Source organism: Riemerella anatipestifer (assembly GCF_035666175.1).
GTDB classification, from domain to species: domain Bacteria; phylum Bacteroidota; class Bacteroidia; order Flavobacteriales; family Weeksellaceae; genus Riemerella; species Riemerella anatipestifer_D.
Map to the genome: position 1 here is coordinate 1,760,379 of NZ_CP142016.1, position 20,097 is coordinate 1,780,475.

At 34.0% G+C, this 20,097-nt stretch carries 22 protein-coding genes; 15 read left to right on the top strand and 7 right to left on the bottom strand.

What is annotated here, in order from left to right:
* Positions 1 to 8 precede the first annotated feature (8 nt).
* Genes VIX88_RS08595 through VIX88_RS08605 form a run of 3 tightly spaced genes read right to left on the bottom strand, consistent with a single transcriptional unit; the run spans position 9 to position 2,757 of the window.
* Entirely contained in the window at positions 9 to 716 is a 708-nt protein-coding gene (locus VIX88_RS08595) for a tRNA1(Val) (adenine(37)-N6)-methyltransferase (RefSeq protein WP_064970088.1), read from the bottom strand.
* Positions 717 to 720: 4 nt separating this feature from the next.
* Positions 721 to 2,175, bottom strand: a complete 1,455-nt coding sequence (locus VIX88_RS08600) for a sensor histidine kinase (RefSeq protein ID WP_064970086.1) — start codon at positions 2,173 to 2,175, stop codon at positions 721 to 723.
* Positions 2,176 to 2,757 carry a riboflavin synthase gene (locus tag VIX88_RS08605; protein ID WP_064970084.1) on the bottom strand — a complete coding sequence of 194 codons (582 nt, stop codon included), beginning with the start codon at positions 2,755 to 2,757 and terminating at the stop codon, positions 2,176 to 2,178.
* A gap of 49 nt (positions 2,758 to 2,806) precedes the next feature.
* Between VIX88_RS08605 and pdxA the strand changes: the two genes are divergently transcribed.
* The 10 genes from pdxA (at position 2,807) to VIX88_RS08655 (ending at position 11,974) form a co-directional block, all read left to right on the top strand.
* Positions 2,807 to 3,892 (top strand): 4-hydroxythreonine-4-phosphate dehydrogenase PdxA, encoded by a 1,086-nt coding sequence (pdxA, locus tag VIX88_RS08610; RefSeq protein ID WP_064970082.1) that lies wholly within the window; start codon positions 2,807 to 2,809, stop codon positions 3,890 to 3,892.
* Between the two features lie 89 nt (positions 3,893 to 3,981).
* Complete coding sequence (locus VIX88_RS08615; protein ID WP_052911342.1) at positions 3,982 to 4,521, top strand: YceD family protein; 540 nt, start codon at positions 3,982 to 3,984, stop codon at positions 4,519 to 4,521.
* A 45-nt stretch (positions 4,522 to 4,566) separates the two neighbouring features.
* Complete coding sequence (gene rpmF, locus VIX88_RS08620) at positions 4,567 to 4,770, top strand: 50S ribosomal protein L32 (RefSeq protein ID WP_004917152.1); 204 nt, start codon at positions 4,567 to 4,569, stop codon at positions 4,768 to 4,770.
* 94 nt (positions 4,771 to 4,864) lie between these two features.
* Positions 4,865 to 5,356 (top strand): acetyl-CoA carboxylase biotin carboxyl carrier protein, encoded by a 492-nt coding sequence (gene accB / locus VIX88_RS08625; protein WP_064970079.1) that lies wholly within the window; start codon positions 4,865 to 4,867, stop codon positions 5,354 to 5,356.
* 85 nt (positions 5,357 to 5,441) lie between these two features.
* Positions 5,442 to 6,797, top strand: coding sequence for an acetyl-CoA carboxylase biotin carboxylase subunit (accC, locus tag VIX88_RS08630; protein ID WP_052911343.1), 1,356 nt, complete (start codon positions 5,442 to 5,444; stop codon positions 6,795 to 6,797).
* 119 nt (positions 6,798 to 6,916) lie between these two features.
* Positions 6,917 to 8,170, top strand: coding sequence for an ornithine--oxo-acid transaminase (gene rocD / locus VIX88_RS08635; RefSeq protein ID WP_064970098.1), 1,254 nt, complete (start codon positions 6,917 to 6,919; stop codon positions 8,168 to 8,170).
* Positions 8,171 to 8,986 carry a DUF5672 family protein gene (locus tag VIX88_RS08640; protein WP_064970077.1) on the top strand — a complete coding sequence of 272 codons (816 nt, stop codon included), beginning with the start codon at positions 8,171 to 8,173 and terminating at the stop codon, positions 8,984 to 8,986.
* Positions 8,979 to 9,971: a hypothetical protein gene (locus VIX88_RS08645; RefSeq protein ID WP_064970076.1), complete on the top strand. Its 993-nt coding sequence runs from the start codon at positions 8,979 to 8,981 to the stop codon at positions 9,969 to 9,971. The genes VIX88_RS08640 and VIX88_RS08645 overlap by 8 nt, the downstream gene beginning before the upstream one ends.
* Positions 9,972 to 9,974: 3 nt before the next feature.
* Positions 9,975 to 10,937, top strand: coding sequence for a hypothetical protein (locus VIX88_RS08650; RefSeq protein WP_064970074.1), 963 nt, complete (start codon positions 9,975 to 9,977; stop codon positions 10,935 to 10,937).
* A gap of 2 nt (positions 10,938 to 10,939) precedes the next feature.
* Complete coding sequence (locus VIX88_RS08655; protein WP_064970072.1) at positions 10,940 to 11,974, top strand: glycosyltransferase; 1,035 nt, start codon at positions 10,940 to 10,942, stop codon at positions 11,972 to 11,974.
* On the opposite strand, the gene VIX88_RS08660 is transcribed toward VIX88_RS08655, so the two are convergent.
* Both VIX88_RS08660 and VIX88_RS08665 read right to left on the bottom strand, forming a co-directional pair.
* A complete protein-coding gene (locus tag VIX88_RS08660) occupies positions 11,975 to 12,913 on the bottom strand; it encodes a glycosyl transferase family 90 (protein ID WP_064970070.1) in 939 nt (312 codons plus the stop codon).
* Positions 12,914 to 12,925: 12 nt separating this feature from the next.
* Complete coding sequence (locus tag VIX88_RS08665; protein WP_004917166.1) at positions 12,926 to 13,267, bottom strand: phosphomannose isomerase type II C-terminal cupin domain; 342 nt, start codon at positions 13,265 to 13,267, stop codon at positions 12,926 to 12,928.
* A 147-nt stretch (positions 13,268 to 13,414) separates the two neighbouring features.
* Between VIX88_RS08665 and VIX88_RS08670 the strand changes: the two genes are divergently transcribed.
* The 3 genes from VIX88_RS08670 to VIX88_RS08680 all read left to right on the top strand — a co-directional run bounded on the left by VIX88_RS08670 (position 13,415) and on the right by VIX88_RS08680 (position 17,940).
* A complete protein-coding gene (locus VIX88_RS08670) occupies positions 13,415 to 15,541 on the top strand; it encodes a peptidylprolyl isomerase (RefSeq protein WP_064970068.1) in 2,127 nt (708 codons plus the stop codon).
* A 104-nt stretch (positions 15,542 to 15,645) separates the two neighbouring features.
* On the top strand, positions 15,646 to 16,584 hold the full coding sequence (locus VIX88_RS08675) for an MlaD family protein (protein WP_049354204.1): 939 nt from the start codon (positions 15,646 to 15,648) through the stop codon (positions 16,582 to 16,584).
* An 18-nt stretch (positions 16,585 to 16,602) separates the two neighbouring features.
* Positions 16,603 to 17,940: a (Fe-S)-binding protein gene (locus VIX88_RS08680; protein ID WP_064970877.1), complete on the top strand. Its 1,338-nt coding sequence runs from the start codon at positions 16,603 to 16,605 to the stop codon at positions 17,938 to 17,940.
* Between the two features lie 100 nt (positions 17,941 to 18,040).
* Here VIX88_RS08680 and VIX88_RS08685 read toward each other — a convergent pair whose 3' ends face one another.
* Both VIX88_RS08685 and VIX88_RS08690 read right to left on the bottom strand, forming a co-directional pair.
* A complete protein-coding gene (locus VIX88_RS08685) occupies positions 18,041 to 18,229 on the bottom strand; it encodes a hypothetical protein (protein WP_214193759.1) in 189 nt (62 codons plus the stop codon).
* 2 nt (positions 18,230 to 18,231) lie between these two features.
* Complete coding sequence (locus VIX88_RS08690) at positions 18,232 to 18,855, bottom strand: GLPGLI family protein (protein WP_214193760.1); 624 nt, start codon at positions 18,853 to 18,855, stop codon at positions 18,232 to 18,234.
* 31 nt (positions 18,856 to 18,886) lie between these two features.
* On the opposite strand from VIX88_RS08690, the gene VIX88_RS08695 reads away from it, so the two are divergent.
* Entirely contained in the window at positions 18,887 to 19,093 is a 207-nt protein-coding gene (locus tag VIX88_RS08695) for a hypothetical protein (RefSeq protein ID WP_214193761.1), read from the top strand.
* A gap of 193 nt (positions 19,094 to 19,286) precedes the next feature.
* Entirely contained in the window at positions 19,287 to 20,072 is a 786-nt protein-coding gene (locus VIX88_RS08700) for a (Fe-S)-binding protein (protein ID WP_127919915.1), read from the top strand.
* Positions 20,073 to 20,097 lie beyond the last annotated feature (25 nt).

Consider the following 20,097-nt stretch of genomic DNA (forward strand, 5'->3'; position numbering starts at 1 on the left):
TCCTATCCTTAAGAATTGAAAATGTGAAAGTCCTTTGTGGCTTCTAAATATTGGTCCGAGTATTGTCTCGGACTTTTTTCTATAATAAAATCCTCATCTTTTGTTTCATTTTTAGAGAAAGAAAACTCTAATATAACTCGTTTTTTAGGATTGTGTTCGATTCCTTTTATGTTAATTCTTCTTTGTAGGAAAAGCGAATGTGTTTTACAAGTTTCAATAAAAAGGCTCTCATATTCGCTAGGAATAATGACCGCGAAAAGCCCATCTTTTGACAGAAATTGAGAGCTTTTTCTAATTAAATCTTCAAAATCTAAGGTGAGCCTTTGTCTTGCTATTTTGTCTTTATCAGAAGTGTTAGTTTCAAAATATGGAGGATTAGAAAAGATAAGCTCAAACTTTTGGTTGGGTTGATACTCCTTAAAATTAATATTGATGGATTTAAGTCGTTCTTGATAAACCGAGTTATCAAAGTTTTCTTGCGCTAGATTAGAGGCGTTTTCGTCAATATCAATGGCGATGATGGAGCAGTTAGGATTTCGTTGGGCTATCATTAGGCTGATAATACCTGTGCCGCAGCCTACTTCAAGTGCGGTTTTAATGTTGTCTACTGTTGCTAATGCTCCCAATAGAACGGCGTCCGTACCAACTCTAAAAACGCTAGAGTTTTGTTTTATAGAGAAATTTTTGAAACGAAAAGGTTTTAAATCTTTTGGCATCAGACTAAATGTTTTTAGGAATGGTAATGGTAAATTTAGTCCCTTTATCTAGCGTAGACTCTACCTTAATATTTCCTTTGTACTCTTCAATCATTTTTTTTACCATGGTAAGTCCCAGCCCCATTCCGCTAGATTTAGAGGTGAAATTTGGTTCAAAAATTTTTCCCATTTTTTCCTCGCTCATTCCCTCCCCATTGTCTTCTACAGTGAATTTTATGTAATTATATCGCTCCTCTAAATCTATATTGATGATTAGCTTTCTTTTCTCGGATTCCGCTTGTATGGCGTTGGTAATAAGGTTATTTAATATTCTAGTAAAATAGCTCTTGTCTAAAGGAAAAATAATATTAGGTCTATTAGAATGGAAGAAAATGTTCTTGCTATCAAAGATGGTGATAATATTTTTGATTTCTTCGTTTAAATTAAGAGGTTGGTCTTCTTTTTCAGGTAGTTTGGCAAACTCAGAGAAAGCTGTAGCTACTTTGGAAATAATATCTATTTGAGTAATCATAGAGTCGCTGAGTTCTTTTACCTTTTGCTCTATGTCGGGAGCGTTGGCATCAAATCTTCTTTCAAAACTTTGCATAAGTAGTTTCATAGGAGTTAGTGGGTTTTTAACCTCATGGGCAACTTGTTTTGCCATTTCTCTCCATGCACTTTCTTTTTCGATATGTGTAAGGCGTTCTTTTTGAGCATCTATCTGGAAAATCATACTGTTGTAGGATTTTACTAAGATGCTTAACTCATCATTTCTATTGTATCTTATGGGTTTTAGTTCTTTATTAAATAGATTGATTTTAGATAGAAATTCAGAGATTTTAGTAAGACTTCTAGTAACTCTTCTAGAGATAAACCAGCTAAGAATAATACTGGTTAGAACTAGTAATATATTGATGATAAATATATTATATATGTATTTGTCTATTAAATCATAGTAAGAAATATTACTGTGATAGGAAGGATAGTAGACAATTCCGATAGGTTCAAAAATATTATTCTTTAAGACCAAATAAGATGAAGTTACTTGATTATTGAGAGTGTTATCGTAGGTTTGTATATCTATTCTTGCATCAGAAGAAATAATTTTTTTTAGGAGTTCGTTTGGTATTCTTTTATCCTTTACTAGGGAACTATTTTTATTTGACAAAAGAAAATTGCCTTCTAAATCATAAATAATAATATCGTGTTTATTGATGTCGGCAATCTCTTTGATTTTGTTGTCTAGAACTTTTTTAATGTTTTGTGGAGTTACGGTTTCTCTACTCACAGCATAATCTAAAGAGGCGGTAAGTACTTCTGCTGTTTGCTGTATTTCTATTTTGTTTTGAGTTAGAGCACTTTGTCTCAGTATCATATAAGATATAAAGGTAGAGCCTACTATACTTAAAATACATATAAGTAGAAAGCCGAAGAAAATTCTATTTCTTATACTGAAACCGCGATAATTTTTTTGTGGCATTTATTTTATAGTCATTAGTTTAGCAACATACTTCCCGATAATATCAAATTCAAGATTAACGAGGTCACCCGTTTTAATATGTTTTAGGTTGGTGTGTTCCCAAGTGTAAGGAATAATAGCTACAGAGAATTTTTTATCCATACTTTTAGCAACTGTTAGGCTAATGCCGTTAATGGTAATAGAACCTTGTGGAACAGTTACAAAATCAGAAATATAAGATATTGTAATGATGTGGCTTCCGTTAGTTTCTTCTATGGACTCTATGGCTCCTACTCCATCTACATGTCCTTGCACAATATGTCCGTCTAGCCTTCCGTTCATTATAGTGCATCGTTCTAGATTGATTATGCTACCTTCTTGCCACTGGGAAAGATTGGTTTTTTCTAAAGTTTCATTGATGGCTGTTACGGTATAGAGGTTTTCATTGATGTCCACCACAGTTAGGCAGCAACCATTATGAGCAAGGCTTTGGTCTATTTTAAGTTCTTGCGTAAAGGGACAAGATAGAGTAAAGTGTATATTATTACCTTCTTTCCTTATTTTTTTAACAATTCCCGTAGCCTCTATAATTCCTGTGAACATATTAAATAATTTATTAAATTTGTAACTTTAGAAAACAAAGATAAGTAAAATGAGTGTAAAACATCACAAACCTAGAGTAGGGATTTCCATAGGAGATTTTAACGGTATAGGTCCTGAAATTATTCTAAAAACATTAAAGGATAAATCTATTACCGATTTTTTTACTCCTGTGATATTTGGTTCAGGGAAACTTTTTTCTTATCAAAAAAATATATTTAAAATTCAGACTAACTTTAATTATATCAATAAAGCCACAGAAGCGTCTGCTGGTAAAATTAATATTGTTAATCTTTGGAAAGATAATGTTAATGTAAATTTAGGAGAACCTACGGAGGAATCCACAAGAATGGCGATAGATTCTTTGGAAGCAGCTACAGAGGCTTTGAGGCAAGGAGAGATAGATGTTTTAGTAACAGCACCTATTAATAAAGACGAAATGCTAAAACATGGATTCAAGCATGCAGGGCATACAGGTTTTCTAGAAGAGAAATTTGGGAAGAAAGGATTGATGTTTTTAGTAACCGAAGATTTAAAAGTAGCCGTGGTAACGCATCATATCCCAATTTCGGAAGTGGCTCAAAACATTAGCAAAGAAAAGATAAAAAATCATCTAAATATATTAAATGCCACGTTGGTGGAAGATTTTTGTATTGCTAAACCAAAAATAGCAGTTTTAGGGCTTAATCCACATGCTGGAGACGGTGGAGCGATAGGCAAAGAGGAGCAAGAAATTATCATTCCAGCAATAAAAGAGGCTTTTGATAATGGTGTTTTGGCGTTCGGACCTTATCCTGCAGATAGTTTCTTCCAGCCACAGAAATATAAAGCTTTTGATGCTGTTTTAGCAATGTATCATGACCAAGGTTTGGCACCATTTAAAACTTTGGCGTATGAGGAGGGAGTAAATTATACAGCGGGTTTACCTTTTATAAGAACTTCTCCAGACCATGGAACAGCTTATGATATAGCAGGAAAAAATATGGCTGATCATAGCTCTTTTGAGGAAGCGGTATTTACAGGGATAAAAATTTTCCAAAATAGGAGCGAATATCAATCTCTTATGGAGAATAGGCTGAAAGTTAAAAGAAGTGGGAATAATGGCGTAGACGAAGATTTGCCAGATGAAGATGTTTAAAAAATAGAGGAAAAGACATCGGTTCTGTTTAATTTGTAATGTAGATTTTGTTATATAAAAAAAAACACTTATTTTTGCAGACCATTTTTATGGATAAATTTAGAAAATATGATATTGTTTTCTCAGGCTTAAAAAATGGTAAACACCAGTTTGAGTTTGAGATAGATAAAGAGTTCTTTAGTTTATTTAATGCAGATGTAGATTTTAGTGAACCTAAGATTTTGGTAGATGTTTTGTTGGAAAAGCATACCACTTTCTTAGAGTTTTGGGTGAAAGTATCAGGAGAAGTAACTTTGATTTGCGATATAAGTGGGAACGATTTTCCTTATGAAATAGAACATGAGCTCAAAGTTTTAGTGAAGTTTGGAGAAGAGTATGATGATAGTAACGAGGAAGTTATTACAATTCCTTCAAGTGATTATCATTTTAATGTGGCTCAATTAGTTTACGAGGCGGTGATTTTATCTATTCCAATGAAGAAAGTTTCGCCGGAGGTAGAGGGGAATGAAGAGTATGAGGCTTTGTTAGAAAAGTATAGTCCTAAAGCCTTAGGTGAATTAGAGGAAGAAAAATCCAATGAAGATATAGACCCTAGATGGCAGGCATTGAGCAAGTTAAAAAATAAATAGAGAAGAGAGTATTAACATAATATAGAAAAATAAAAAACAGTAATAATGGCACATCCTAAGAGAAGACAGTCGTCAACCAGAAGAGATAAAAGAAGAACTCACTACAAAGCAGTAGTTCCTCAGTTAGCTAAAGATGCTACTACAGGAGAGTTACATCTTTATCATAGAGCTCACTGGCACGAAGGAAAACTTTACTACAGAGGAAAGGTAGTAATGGAGAAAAATGTAGAAACTACAGAAGAAAACTAAGCTACTGTAGTAGAAATTATTTTATGTATAAAACCGCTCTTTTTTTTGGATTGAGTGGTTTTTGTTATTATATTTGGGTGTTAAAAATTATCTTATGGATTTAAAAGATTTACAAAACCTCATTAAGTTTGTTTCTAAGTCGGAAGTGGCTGAGGTTAAATACAAAACAAAGGATTACGAAATAAATATTAAAAATCCTGGCTCTAATGAGAATATAACTTATGTTCAGCAATCTTTACCACAATCTCCTGCAGTTTCGCCTGTGGCATCGCCAGTAGCTCCTGCGGCAGTATCTTCGTCATCTGCTCCTGTAGCTCAGGAGGGTAAAGCAGATGATGATAGTAAATATATCGCTATTAAATCACCAATGATAGGTACATTCTATAGAAAGCCATCGCCAGATAAAGATGTTTTTGTAAATGTAGGAGATTCTGTATCTGAAGGGAAGGTAGTTTGCGTTATAGAAGCTATGAAACTATTTAACCAAATAGAGAGTGAGGTAAGTGGTAAGATAGTTAAAATATTGGTAGATGATGCAACTCCTGTGGAGTATGATCAGCCATTATTCCTTGTTGATCCGTCTTAAGTAGAGAAATTTTAAGTCAAAAAAGTGTTACAGTTTGCTCTGTTGATATGGGGTAATTTATTTTTAATTTAAAGTTTCTTATAAAATGTTTAAAAAAATATTAATAGCCAATCGTGGAGAGATTGCAATGAGGATTCTCCGTACTTGTAGGGAGATGGGGATAAAAACTGTTGCAGTTTATTCTACAGCGGATAAAGATAGTCTGCATGTAAGATTTGCAGACGAAGCGGTTTGTATAGGACCTCCAACGAGTAAAGACTCTTATTTGAGTATACCTAATATACTTGCTGCAGCCGAGATTACCAATGCTGATGCTATCCACCCAGGATATGGGTTTTTGTCGGAAAACGCTAATTTTTCTAGAATTTGTCAGAAAAATAATATCAAGTTCATAGGAGCTAGCCCAGAACAAATAGAAAAAATGGGGGACAAGGCTACTGCTAAAGCAACTATGAAGGCTGCGGGGATACCTTGTGTGCCAGGTTCTGATGGTTTGATAGGTTCTTATGAAGAGGCTGCAAAAATTGCAGAAAAAATTGGTTATCCAGTGATGATAAAAGCAACTGCAGGAGGTGGAGGAAAGGGTATGCGTGCTGTTTGGAAAGCGGAGGATCTTAGAGATCACTGGGATTCCGCGGTGCAAGAGGCTGTTGCTGCTTTCGGTAATGGAGGTATGTATATGGAAAAACTCATAGAAGAGCCTAGACATATTGAAATACAGATAGCTGGCGACCAATATGGTAAGGCTTGCCATCTTTCTGAAAGGGATTGTTCTATACAAAGGAGAAATCAAAAGTTAACAGAGGAAACTCCTTCTCCTTTTATGACTGAAGAACTTCGTGAAAAAATGGGAGAGGCCGCGGTAAAGGCTGCAGAATATATTGGTTATGAAGGAGTAGGTACGATAGAGTTCTTAGTAGATAAGCACAGGAATTTCTACTTTATGGAAATGAACACTCGTATCCAAGTAGAGCATCCTATTACAGAGCAGGTTATAGATTATGACCTTATTAGAGAACAAATTCTTCTAGCGGCAGGAACGCCTATATCTGGTGTAAATCATTATCCTAAACTACACTCAATAGAATGTAGGATTAATGCGGAAGATCCTTATCAAGATTTTAGACCATCTCCGGGAAAAATTACTAGTCTTAATATTCCGGGAGGACACGGGATAAGAGTAGATACTCATGTTTACTCTGGTTATACCATACCATCTAATTATGATTCTATGATAGCTAAACTCATTACTACGGCTCAAACTAGAGAAGAAGCTATTGCTAAAATGAAGAGGGCTTTAGAAGAGTTTTATATAGAGGGAGTTAAAACTACGGTAGCCTTCCATAGGCAGTTGATGGATGATCCAGACTTTGTAGCAGGTAATTATACTACCAAGTTTATGGAAACCTTTAAAATGAATAAAGATTACGAAAATATGTAATGTGCTTAGCCCCTAGAAATAATTTTTTAGGGGTTTTTCATAAAGAGTGGCAAAAGGGTGGTTTAAATAAAAAATCATTAAATTTGCCGATATACTTGTATTTATTTAAAAATAGTAATATGTCAAATAACAAAAATTTGAAAACAGCTCAGTATTTTATAGATTTGGAGGATCGTCATGGTGCCCATAACTATCATCCACTACCAGTAGTTTTAGACAGAGGAGAAGGTGTTTTGGTATGGGATGTAGAAGGAAAACAATATTATGATTTCCTTTCTGCTTATTCGGCAGTTAATCAAGGGCATTCTCATCCTAAAATTGTAAATGCTTTGGTGGAACAGGCTAAGGTATTATCATTAACTTCTCGTGCGTTCTATAATTCTAAACTAGGGATTTATGAAGAGAAGATAACTAAACTTTTAGGTTTTGATAAAGTATTGCCTATGAACTCTGGTGCAGAAGCCGTAGAAACAGCTATAAAACTTGCGAGAAAATGGGCCTATGAAGTAAAAGGCGTTCAAGGTAATAATGCTAAAATTATTGTTTGTGAGAATAATTTCCACGGAAGAACGACAACGATAGTTTCTTTTTCTAACGACCCTGATGCTCACAGTAATTATGGTCCATTTACGCCAGGGTTTATAAGAATACCTTATGATGATTTAGATGCTTTACAAAAGGTGTTAGAAGAAGAAGCTGAAAATGTAGCTGGATTTTTGGTAGAGCCTATACAGGGTGAAGCTGGAGTATATGTACCTACAGAAGGTTTCTTGAAGAAAGCACAAGAACTTTGTAAAAAGCATAATGTTTTGTTTATTGCAGATGAAGTACAGACAGGTATTGCTAGAACGGGTAAGCTAATAGCGTGTCATCACGAAGAGGTGCAACCAGATATTTTAATTTTGGGTAAGGCGTTGTCTGGAGGAATGTATCCAGTATCTGCTGTTTTAGCGAATGATAGTATTATGAAGGTAATACACCCAGGGCAACATGGTTCTACCTTCGGAGGTAACCCTTTGGCGTGTGCTGTGGCAATAGCAGCTTTGGATGTAGTTCAGGAGGAGAAATTATCTGAAAGAGCAGAAAGATTGGGTAAAATATTCCGTGCGGAGATAGAAAAGATTATAGCAAAAACAGATTTAATCTATAAGGTAAGAGGAAAAGGATTATTAAATGCTATTCTTATCAATGATAGCCAAGACAGTCCAACAGCATGGAATCTTTGTTTAGATTTAGCTAAAAATGGTCTTCTAGCGAAGCCTACACACGGTAATATTATCCGTTTAGCTCCACCTTTGGTAATTACAGAGGAGCAGCTAATGGAGTGTGTTGCTATTATAGAAAAAACGGTTTTGGAGTTTAAGAAAGCTTAAATGGTAACCATTATCATACCTATCTATAAAGAGAAACCTACAGCACTTGAAGTGGTTTCTATTGAGCAAACCTTTAAGGTTTTAGATGGGTATGATATTGCTTTTGTCTGCCCCAAAACACTTGATATTTCTTACTATAGGAAACATTATCCAAAAGCACGATTTAAGTGTTTTGCAAAATGTTATTTTGATGGTATTTATGGGTACAATCAGTTGATGTTGAGTGAGGATTTTTATCAATCTTTTAAAACGAAATATATTCTTATTTGTCAGCCCGATGCTTTTTTGTTTAAAAATGATTTGGAAAGCTGGTTATTGGAGGACTATGATTATGTTGGAGCTCCATGGTTAAGGAGTTCAGACCATATACCTATTCCCCAAAAAATGTGGGATTTTGGATTGTCATTTCTAAAACAAATTATCAATTATAAAGGAAATGGTAAATGGCAAAAGAATAAATCGTTGTTGTACAATCAAGTAGGTAATGGAGGTCTTTCATTAAGGAAAAGAGAAAAGTGTATTGAGGTGCTTAAGCAGCTTTCGGAGGTTGTCTCTATTTATCTTAAACCGAGCAATCAATCTTCTTTTTATGCTGAAGATGTTTTTTTTAGCATTGAACCTCAACGAAATGGACTTTCGTTCCGTAAGCCAGACTATAAAAAAGCGTGTGAGTTTGCAATTGAAAATAAGCAAGAAAAAGCCTTTGTTTTGAATGGAGGAATGTTGCCTTTTGGATGCCATTGTTGGGATAAGGAACTAGACTTTTGGAAGGAGCATATAGAGCAGCAAGGGTATAAATTAGAACAATATGAGTAGGGATTTTAAAGGGAAAAGCATTATTTTGGGAATTCCTAATCATTTTGGTTTGCCAGAATGTTTTAGAAAAAACTTAGAATACTTAGGTTTTAAAGTCTATTTGTTGCCTTATGATATGAATGCAAAATCTCAACTTATATGGCAGGACTACCTTATACACGGAGCTAAGAAAATTTTTCTTAACAACCGAGTCTATAAAGCAGAAAAACTTGCAGAAATTCAGGAAGCTAATCAATTGAAATTTATTGAAAAACTAGGCAGTGTTGATTATGCATTGGTTGTTCGTCCTGATTTATTTTCTAGGAAGGTATTACAAAGTGTAAAAGAGAAATCAGATTTTTCCGTTGGTTATCAGTGGGATGGTATGAGTAGATTTCCTTTGGCAAGTACTAGAATTTCTCACTTTGATAAATTTTATGTATTTGATAAGGAAGATACAAAGCGCTTTCCCAATACCTATCATACCACTAATTTTTATTTTGATTATATATCTCAACGAGTTGATATAAAGCAAGATGTGTTTTTTGTGGGAACTTTTATGAAAGATAGAATGGAGATGTTAGTTAGTCTATCGGAGTTGTTGAAGTCGTTCGGATTGTCTTTGAATATGACTGTAGTATATGGAAATGAAAGTAAAATAAAACCATACAAAAATACACCTATTCAGTTTCGAAAAACGGGAAATTCGTTTGAAACTTCTATGTTGGAGAGTATGGCCTCCAATATTCTAATTGATGTTGAAAACACAATACATAAAGGCCTATCATTTCGTTGTTTTGAGGCGGTAGGGTTTTCGAAAAAGCTAATTACTAACAATAGATTAGTTAAAAATTATGATTTTTATGATGAAAATAATATTTTTGTTGTGGAATCGGATTGTAGTCAAGTGGATTTTGAGCGATTTATTAATAAATCGTATAAATCTCAACATGATATTGCCTCTAAGTATAGTTTTTCGTATTGGTTTTCTAAGTTGTTTTGTTAAAAGATGAAGAAAATTCTTTTTATCGCTCCAGATTATTATGGATTTAATGAAGTGGTGTATGATGGGCTGAAGAAATATAGTAATGCCGAGGTTACTCATGTTGTGAGTGCTTATACACAACGATATAAGTATAAGCACATTGGTGAGCGTATTCAAAATCTATTTATGAAAACATTTTTAGGAAGAAATCTTAAAGATGAAAGGCAATATGGAGAATTAAAAGAAGTAGCTCATAATTCAGATTTTTTTGATCAAATAATCATAAATCGTCCAGATGTTTTGTCTCCAGATGATTTAATTCGGCTAAAATCTAAAACGAATATGTTGAAGGCTTTCTTTTGGGATAGTATAGAGAAAATTCCTAGTCAAAGAGATAGTATTGCTTATTTCGATAAATGTTTTAGTTTTGATTCTTTGGATTGCGAAAAGTATGGTTTTGAGAAGAATACTAATTTTTTCTTTGCTCCTACAATGCCTAATCAAGATATTATTTATGATGTGTTATTTTTAGGAACACAAGATGGTAGGATTGATAAGCTTGTGAAAATTTTGGAACATTTAAATCGTATAGGATACCATTCAAGGGCTCTTTTGTACAATCATTATTCCAGCGAAGAATCAGAATATTCCAAGAGTCCTTTTATTACAATCACTAATAAATTAATTCCCTTTTCTCAATCTTATAAAATTAGTAGTCAATCTCGTATTTTGCTGGATTTGGCACAGGATAACCAGGCGGGATTGTCTTTCAGGCCTTTTGAGGCTTTGGGGCTCCAGAAAAAAATGATTACAGATAATCCCAATATTTTAAATTATGATTTTTATTCTCCAGAGAATATTTGTTTGATTGATCCTGAAAATATTAAAATTTCGGAAGCCTTTTTTAGCAAACCTTATAATCCGTTAGATACGGCTATTTTGGGTAAATATTCATTGGAGCATTGGATTCATAACATAATTAAGTAATAATGAGGAAAATCTATTTTTTTTGTCCGTCAAATACAAATCCAACAGGAGGAGTGAAGCAGATTTACCGTCAGGTGGATAATTTAAATCGTTTAGGCTATTTGGCTGTATTATTATTAAAGAAGCGTAGTTCAAATAAAAATAAATGGTATTCTACTGAAAAAATAGCATATAACTACGATATTTTTTGTAAAGTATTAAGTAAACTCGGAAATAAAAAGAAGACACTTTTTGATAGTCTGAAACGAAAAATAAGAAGAATAAAAGATACGGTTGTAGAAAAAGATGGCATAATTGTTATGCCTGAAATTTATGGAAGCCAAATACATAAGTCGTTGGAGGGAAGGAAGTATGTTATTTTTAATCAAAATTGTTATTATACATTTCAGCATTATAATTTTAGGTATAGTGTAGATAATCCTTATCTTAGCAAAGATTGTTTGGGGGTAATTGTAGCCTCAGATGATGCTTATAAATACTTGAGGTATGTTTTCCCTAGTATAAATATTCAGAAGATTACATTGGGAATAGATAAAACAAATTTTTATTATTCAGAAAATAAGGCAAAAAAAATTTGCTATATGCCACGTAAATTGAAAGAAGATTCAGAGCAAGTGATTTTAATCTTAAAAGCTAAGTCTTTGATAGAAGGGTGGGAACTGTGTGCTTTAGATAATATGAGTGAAGAAGAAGTCGCAAGAAATTTGAGAGAAGCGGTATTGTTTTTATCATTTAATCATAGAGAAGGTTTTGGTCTTCCACCCGTAGAAGCAATGGCGTGTGGATGTTATGTGATAGGTTACAAAGGGCAGGCAGGAAGAGAATATTTTAATACTGAATTTTCTGAGCCAGTAGCAGATGGTGATATTATTCAATTTGTACAGTCTATTGAAAGGGCTATTCAAGATTATGACAGGTGCCCGTCAGAGATTTTAAACAAAGGAAAGAGGGCTTCGGAGTATGTTTTGGAAAAATATAGTATGGAAAATGAGTTTGAAACCACTAAAAAAGCGTGGGAAAACTTATTAGTTCCTTGACTAATAGTTATGTGTGTATTCAAAATATTTTTTTAGTACCCATAGGCTACATAAGTCTTCTATGTCTGGATTCCAAAATTGCTGACAATGTTGATGGGCATTGTGGAGGATTTCCAAGCAAATCTCAGTATTTTCACTATAAAAATTTAGTTGTTCTTCCAAATCCGAATAGTCGGGTTTTATTTCAATGTAATGTTTCCCACCAACTAGAGTTCCTTCCATAAACCAAGATTCTATAGTAGGTTTAGGCATTACAGCGATAGAATTGGAAGACATAATCCATTTAAGATTGGTAGCTACATCATTGCCTTGTAAACTCAAAATGAATTTGTATTTTAAATGTTCTTTTAGGGTGATTTTGGGTTTTATCCATTCAGGATTTCCACCCTGTTGGTTGGTTTGTCCCAAATTACATAACGGATGTTTAAAATATTTTCGGTAAAAATCTATCCGATGGTTTTGCACCACCGCACCTCTTCCTATTAGGAGTGTCTTCTTTTCCGAAAATGGAATATCTTTTTTTACCCAGACAAAATGACGTACCTTATCCAAATTGAGCAAAATACTATTTTGGTTATTTGGATTTATAGGTCTACTTTTTACAATACTAGGTGTATCGGGAATATGTATTACATCACCAAAAATACAATCAAAGAAAGAGTGGTGGTCAAAAAATCTAGCATACTCATAAGTATCAAAATAATAAACCTTTGGAGTTTTGGGGTGTTTTAAATCTTTGATTTGTAGTTGCTTGGTTATTTCTTTTGGTTGGTTCAGTTGATTATAGTAATCTACACGCTGCCGAATTTTTTCTAATGTTGTGTCAGAGAGCGATGTAACTAACTGTGTAATTTTGTCATCAAAATCAAGTGACGGGCGTAGAAATCGGGCGTAGCTCTCAAGGTAGTAAAGAAGTTTATTTTTTTTGATTATTTTCATGAAAACTTCGGGCTATTCTCTTGCGTAGTCATCCTGTAATCTTACAATGTCGTCTTCGCCAAAGTAAGTTCCTGTTTGCACTTCTATGAAAATTAAGATATCATCGCCGATATTTTCAATACGATGTTTTGAGCCAAGGGGTATGAGTACAGTTTCGCCATATTTATAGATGGTTTCTACATCATCCAAAGTTACCTTAGCGGTACCTTGTATAATGGTCCAAGCTTCTTGTCTTTTATTATGGTATTGGTAAGAGAGGCGTTGTTTAGAGAATACTTCTACACGCTTTAGTTTATAGTTGGTTTCGTCTGCTAATACAAAATACTTTCCCCAAGGTCTTTCTCCTATTTCCATACAGTTCTCTTTAAGATTAAGGACACAAAAGTAAATAAATTTGTTTATTTCCTAAAGTTTTGGGAGAAAAATAAAAGAAAATAATGTTTTATATTATTCTAAAAATGTGTATTTTCGCAAATTGATTTTAAAAACTAAATATTAGAAATGGCAGTTTTAGGAGAAATTAGAAAAAGACCTTGGATATTGATAGGTTTTATTGCTATTGCACTACTAGCATTTTTGGTAAATCCAGATAGTTTAGATAAGGTTTTTGGTAAAGATCCTAACATTCTTGGTAAAGTAAATGGTGAGGAAATTACTAGGGACGAGTATAATGAGCAACTTATGCTGATGCGTAATCAAGCGGAAAGCCAAGGTCAACCTTTGGTAGGATTGGAAGAGCAGGCTTGGCAAACTTTGGTACAGTCTAAACTTATCAAGCAACAGTTTGAGAAAATGGGATTAGAACTTACTGAAGATTTCTTTTGGAATCAGTTGCAGTACGACCCAATGTTTTCACAAAACCCTCAAAATTTTGATGCTAAAGGAAACTTTAAGCTAACCGAAATTAAAAAGGAAATAGAAGGGCTTAGAGAAAGTGGTAGAGTACAGGAGTATAATCAGTGGCTTAATATCAGAAAAACAATAGAGTACAGAATGATGGCTCGTCAGCTTTTTGCTAACGTAACTAATGGTATTACGGTAGGCAAAAAAGAAGCTGAGCTTATCATGAAAAATAGAGATCAGGTGGCGGATATAGATTTTGTGAAAATAGATTACAATACATTTGCACAAAAGAATCCTGTTAAAGTAACCTCTGAAGATTTAGCTAATTTTATCAAGAAGCACCCTGTTGCATTTAAGGCAGAAGCAAGCAGAAATTTAGGAGTAGTTTTGTTTCCTGCCAAACCTAGTGCGATGGATGATAGCTTGACACTAAAAGAGTTAAGAAAACTTTATAACGGCGAGGGGGAAAACTTCTTAAACTCTCCTAGTGATTCTATGTTTGTAGAGATAAATTCAGAGGCTCCCGTTAAATATGGTTTTGTGTCAGAGCAAGAAGTTCCACAAGAAGCGCAGGCTTTTGTGAAGACAGCTACTGTAGGTCAAGCTTACGGTCCATATAAATCAGGAGGGAAATACTATGTGACTAAATTAGTAGGTAAAAGTGAGGCAACTTTACCTAAGCATATTCTGATTGCTTTTGCAGGTACAGATGTAGCTAAGCAAGATCCTTCGATAAAAAGAACTAAAGAGGAAGCTAAAAAGTTAGCGGATAGCATCGCTGCTCAAGTAAAGGCTGATCCTGCTAAATTTGCTCAGTTTGTGTCATTGTCAGCTGATAAAGGGTCTGCACAACAAGGGGGAATGTTACAATGGGTTCTTCCTGGTAAGAGTGGTTTTGTAAAGCCTTTTGCAGATTGGGTAGAGTCTAATCCTAAAGGTGCAGTAGGTGTTGTAGAGACTCAATTTGGATACCATGTTATGGTAAATGAAAATAAGATGCCTGTTTATAAAATTGCTAACTTAGCTAAAGATATAAGAGCTTCTAAAGAAACACAGAATAAAGTTTACGCACAAGCAAATACTTTTATACAGCAGATTCAGGGTAAATCGTTTAATGAGTTTGCTAATTTAGCTAAGAAGAGCAACTATCAGTTTGCTAATCCTAAAATGGTAGGTCGTTTTCAGGGGCAAATACAAGGTTTAGGAACAGATAAAGACGAAGAAGTTTTAGCTTGGGCATTCAATAAAGATACGGGTAAGGGAGATACAAACATATTTACTACAAGTAATGGAGATTATGTTGTGGCTTATCTTAATGGAAAACAAGAGGCAGGGTTAGCCGATCCAGAGTCTGTAAGAGAGCAGATAGAGCTAATAGTAAGAAATCAGTTATTGGCTAAGAAAATCGTTGAAAAATTAAATGCTTCTAAGTCTTCGTCATTAGATCAAGTAGCTAAACAGTTTGGAGCAGTTAAAGAGAGTGGACAGATAAATATGCTAACTCCTAGCTTAGGTATGGCAATAGAACCTAAGGTAGCGGGTGCGGCTTTTGGTGTAGCTCCTAATAAAGTTTCTAAACCAATAGAAGGTAATACTGGTGTTTATGTTGTGGTTAAGAAAAAGGTAGCAGAGAACAAGCAGCCAGGAGATGCTAAGCAGTTTGTGCAAATGTTAGAGCAACAGAATGCTCAAATGTTTACACAGAGCTTACTGAAGAGCCTTCAGGATAATGCAGATATAAAAGATTATAGAATTGAAGTTTATAATAAAACTCAAGAGCAATAATTTAGATTTAATATAAATATGATTAAAAAGCGACTTTATAGTCGCTTTTTTGATGTTAAAAATTAAAAATCTTATCTTTGCTTAGTTGAACCTAATGTAATAAAATGAAGTTTTCTAAAGAATTAAAAGCGGGGCTTATTGCAATATTGGCTATTGTAGGGTTTGTACTTCTTTATCAATTTATGAAAGGGAGAAATATATTCTCTATGGACAATGTCTATTATGTAAAGTATGATAATGTGCAAGGGCTTTCGGCGTCTAATGCAGTTTCTATAAACGGGCTAAAAGTAGGTCAAGTGGAGGAAATTAAGCCAGTAAAAGCAGCCAATGGTCATATTTATTTTGTAGTTAAGATTACTGTAGATAATAAGTTTGGATTTGCTAAAAAATCTACGGTTGAGATATTTGAACCAGGGTTGATGTCTGGTAAAGAAGTTAAAATTAATCTTATTTATGATGGCGAGCAAGCCAAAAATGGAGATACTTTAATGGGTACACTCCAGCAATCAGTGTTTAATAGTCTTTCTTCTGAGGTTAAGCCTGTTAAAGATCAGTTGTCTCATGTTTTAACAAACTTAGACTCTACTCTTGCGAGTACCAATAAAATAATGGACGAGCAAAACCGAAGAGAAATCAAGCAACTTTTACAAAGTCTTAATCATACGGTAGAGTCATTCAGACAGACTTCTCTTCAGACTAACCAAATGCTTTCTAACACAGACCCTAAAATACAAAAGATGCTAGATAATGCTAACTTGGCAACCGTGAGTGCAAAGGCAACATTAGACAAGTATGGTAATGTGGTAGAGAATCTAGACATCAATAAACTAAATGATGCTGTTGCTAAACTAAGTTTGACGTCTGATAAATTAAATACACTAATTTCTGGAATTCAAAACGGAGAGGGTTCTTTAGGAAAGATAGCTAAAGACGAACAGCTTTACAATAATCTTAATCAGACCTCAAAAAATCTTAATGGGTTAATAGAGGATATTAAAAATAATCCTAAACGCTACATTAACATCTCTGTGTTTGGGAAGTAGAATATAAAAACAGTTACAATGCAGTACATAGATAACATATTGTTCCTTATTTGTTTGGTGGTAGGCTTTGGTCTATTTATTAAGAGTTTAAAAGAGATTTATCGCAATATCAAACTCGGTAAGGCTATTGATAGAACTGATAATAAGCCTGAAAGATGGCGTACTATGGCGAATGTAGCCTTAGGACAAAGTAAGATGGGAGCAAGACCAGTGGCTAGTTTCTTACATATTTTGGTATATGTTGGCTTTTTAGTCATCAATATGGAAATGTTAGAAATTATAGTTGATGGACTTTTCGGTACACACAGGTTTCTAGCTAGTGTGATGGGAGAAACGCTATATGCTCTGTTTACTGGTACTTTAGAAATTATGGCTTTGCTGGTTCTCATTGCAGTGGTTATATTTTTTATAAGAAGGAATGTGCTGTCTGTAAAGCGTTTCAATATGAAAGAAATGTTTGGGTGGCCTAAGAATGATGCTAACTGGATTTTGGTAATTGAGTTTGTACTTATGATGACATTTCTTAAAATGAATGCTGCAGACTCTATTTTACAGACTCGAGGTGTAGAGGGTTATCATCATTTAGGAGCGTTCCCTGTGAGCGGAACATTTTTAGTGCCTATTATGGAGGTGTTTCGTTTTGATAGTTCTTTTCTTATTTTCGTTGAAAGAAGTGCTTGGTGGGTACATATACTAGGGATTTTATTCTTTATGAATTACCTTTACTATTCCAAGCATTTGCATATCATTTTTGCATTTCCTAATACTTGGTTTGCCAATCTTAAACCTAAGGGTGCATTTAATAATTTGGATTCTGTTACGAAGGAAATTAAGCTAATGATGGATCCTAATGCAGACCCTTATGCAGCTTCGCCAGATGGAGCTGAACCGCCAGCTAAGTTTGGGGCAGAAGATATTTTTGATTTAAATCAAGTACAGTTGCTAAATGCTTATACTTGCACCGAGTGTGGAAGGTGTACTGCGGTTTGTCCAGCTAATTTAACAGGAAAAAAATTATCTCCTAGAAAAATAATGATGTCCACAAGAGATCGTTTGGAAGAAGTAGGACAAAACATCAACAAGAATGGCAAATTTGTAGATGATGGTAAAAAGCTACTAGATGACTACATTACTCGTGAAGAACTTTGGGCGTGTACCTCTTGCAATGCTTGTGTAGAGGCTTGTCCTGTACTTATAGACCCATTATCTATTATTTTTGAGATGAGAAGATTTTTGGTAATGGAGCAGTCAGCGGCACCACAAGAGCTTAACTTAATGATGACAAATGTAGAGAACAATGCTGCGCCTTGGCAGTACAATCAGGCAGATAGACTGAATTGGGCTAATGAGGATTAAAAGAATGGAAGGTTGGAGAAATTTATTTGAAGCTCGTTGTTTTGAAATAAACAAAAAAGGTTGACTTATTCTTTGGAGTCAACCTTTTTTTGATTTTTAACTAATCAACCTTCAGTTCAATAGGGTTGTTTTTCTTTTTGGCTCTATCTTGAGCTTTTTTTATAGCATCTGCTCCAATAAAAATACCAGAGTTTCTAAGTTCTTCTCCTAAATTATCAATATAGTTCTTTTTGGCGTTCAGGTATTCTTTTTTTGTTATCTTTTTTCCGTTAATATGGTTGTTTTCCATGTCTATAGTTTTTTATAACTACTCAAGTCTTTAATACTGATGAGCTCAAATTTATAATATCCTTTTGTGTCTTCTATTTTAATTATGAGTCCAGGAAGTCCGTTAAACTTGTAAGGACCTTCTGGTAGGAGAATGTTTGTGGCATACCAAGCTTTATACACTCTTCCTGCATAATTTGTATATGCTATGTTACAATCTATATTTGCTATTTTATCTGTTTCATCAGAAATTTTCCATATTAAGTTAGGTTGTTCGGTATAATAAACAGAAAGTTTTGCTGAAATATCATCATAAAATAAGATGTTGTTATTAACATAATCTTTGACAATTTTGTAGGGAAACGCTGTTTTAGGAAAATTTGTTAAATCCAGCATTTTAATACTACTTTGTTTAATATATGAGTTTTTTATAGAATCTCTTTTGTATTTATTGGTGCTTAAAAAAAGAGATTTGTTTTTCCCTATAAACAATAAAAAATTTTCGTTGTCTTTGCTATGTATATCGGTAGAGTCAGTTTGATAGTGCAATGAGTATTCACACTGAATTTTTAAGCTATCAATAGCTGTTTGTTGTGCTTTAAAACAATTCAAACTTACAAATATTAAGCTTAGAAAAATATATTTCATTATACTTTGTTTTTAAAAACAAATACTTTTCTTGAAAAAAGGTATTTGTAAGGTTGTTGATTATTTGCCGCAAATATCATCATCTGCTTTTAAGATTAATCCTATAAGCTCAATGGTAGAATCTCCGCACGCTGTGCCTGGTATTCCACAAGATAAGGTAAAAGAGAAACAGCCTGATTGTTGTTTTGCTGGTGGCAGTGTTTCTGTTTTTACTGATTTTTTTTCATTGATTTTTTAATCAACTTTACCTTCTTTTGCGGTAATTAGTCCTGTTGTAAACAAGGCTACAATAAAAATAATTTTTTTCATAATATTAGATTTAAAAGTTTACTTATTCCATAAATCTAATAAAAAATTTTGGTATTACAAATAATGAGCTAAAATATTAATCTGAGGTAAAAAAGTTTTATATATTTGTACTTGAAAATAGCATAATTATGAAAATAAAAACAATGGCGGAATACGCTGCCGAAGGTAAAGCTCCCGAGGTTTTGTTTTGGGTAGGTTGTGCAGGAAGTTTTGATGATAGAGCTAAAAAAATCACCAAAGCCTTTTGTAAAATCCTCCACAAAATAGGGGTAGAGTTTGCGGTTCTAGGACAAGAGGAAAGCTGTACGGGAGATCCAGCTAAGAGAGCAGGGAACGAGTTTGTTTTCCAAATGATGGCACTCACCAATATAGAAATCCTTAATGCTTATGAAGTCAAGAAAATAGTAACGGCTTGTCCGCATTGTTTTAATACACTAAAGAATGAGTACCCTAGCCTTGGTGGGAGCTATCAAGTGCTACATCACACACAGTTTTTAAAGCAACTTATGGAGGAGGGAAGATTGAAGATAGAAGGCGGTAGGTTTGAAGGTAAAAAAATCACTTTCCACGACCCTTGTTACCTTGGTAGAGCCAATAACGAGTATGAAGCACCTAGAGAACTCCTTAAAAAATTAGATGCAGAGTTGGTTGAAATGAAGCGTTGCAAACAAAACGGATTGTGCTGTGGAGCAGGAGGTGCACAGATGTTTAAAGAGCCAGAAAAAGGAAATAAAGACATAAACATAGAAAGAACAGAAGAGGCTTTAGCGAAAACACCTGATGTTATTGCGACGGGTTGTCCTTTCTGTAATACGATGATGACGGACGGTGTGAAGCATTTTAATAAAAACACAGAAGTAGAAGTTAAAGATATTGTGGAACTTTTAGCAGAAGCAGAGGATTTATAGTTGAGTTATCTTATAAACTTGTTAT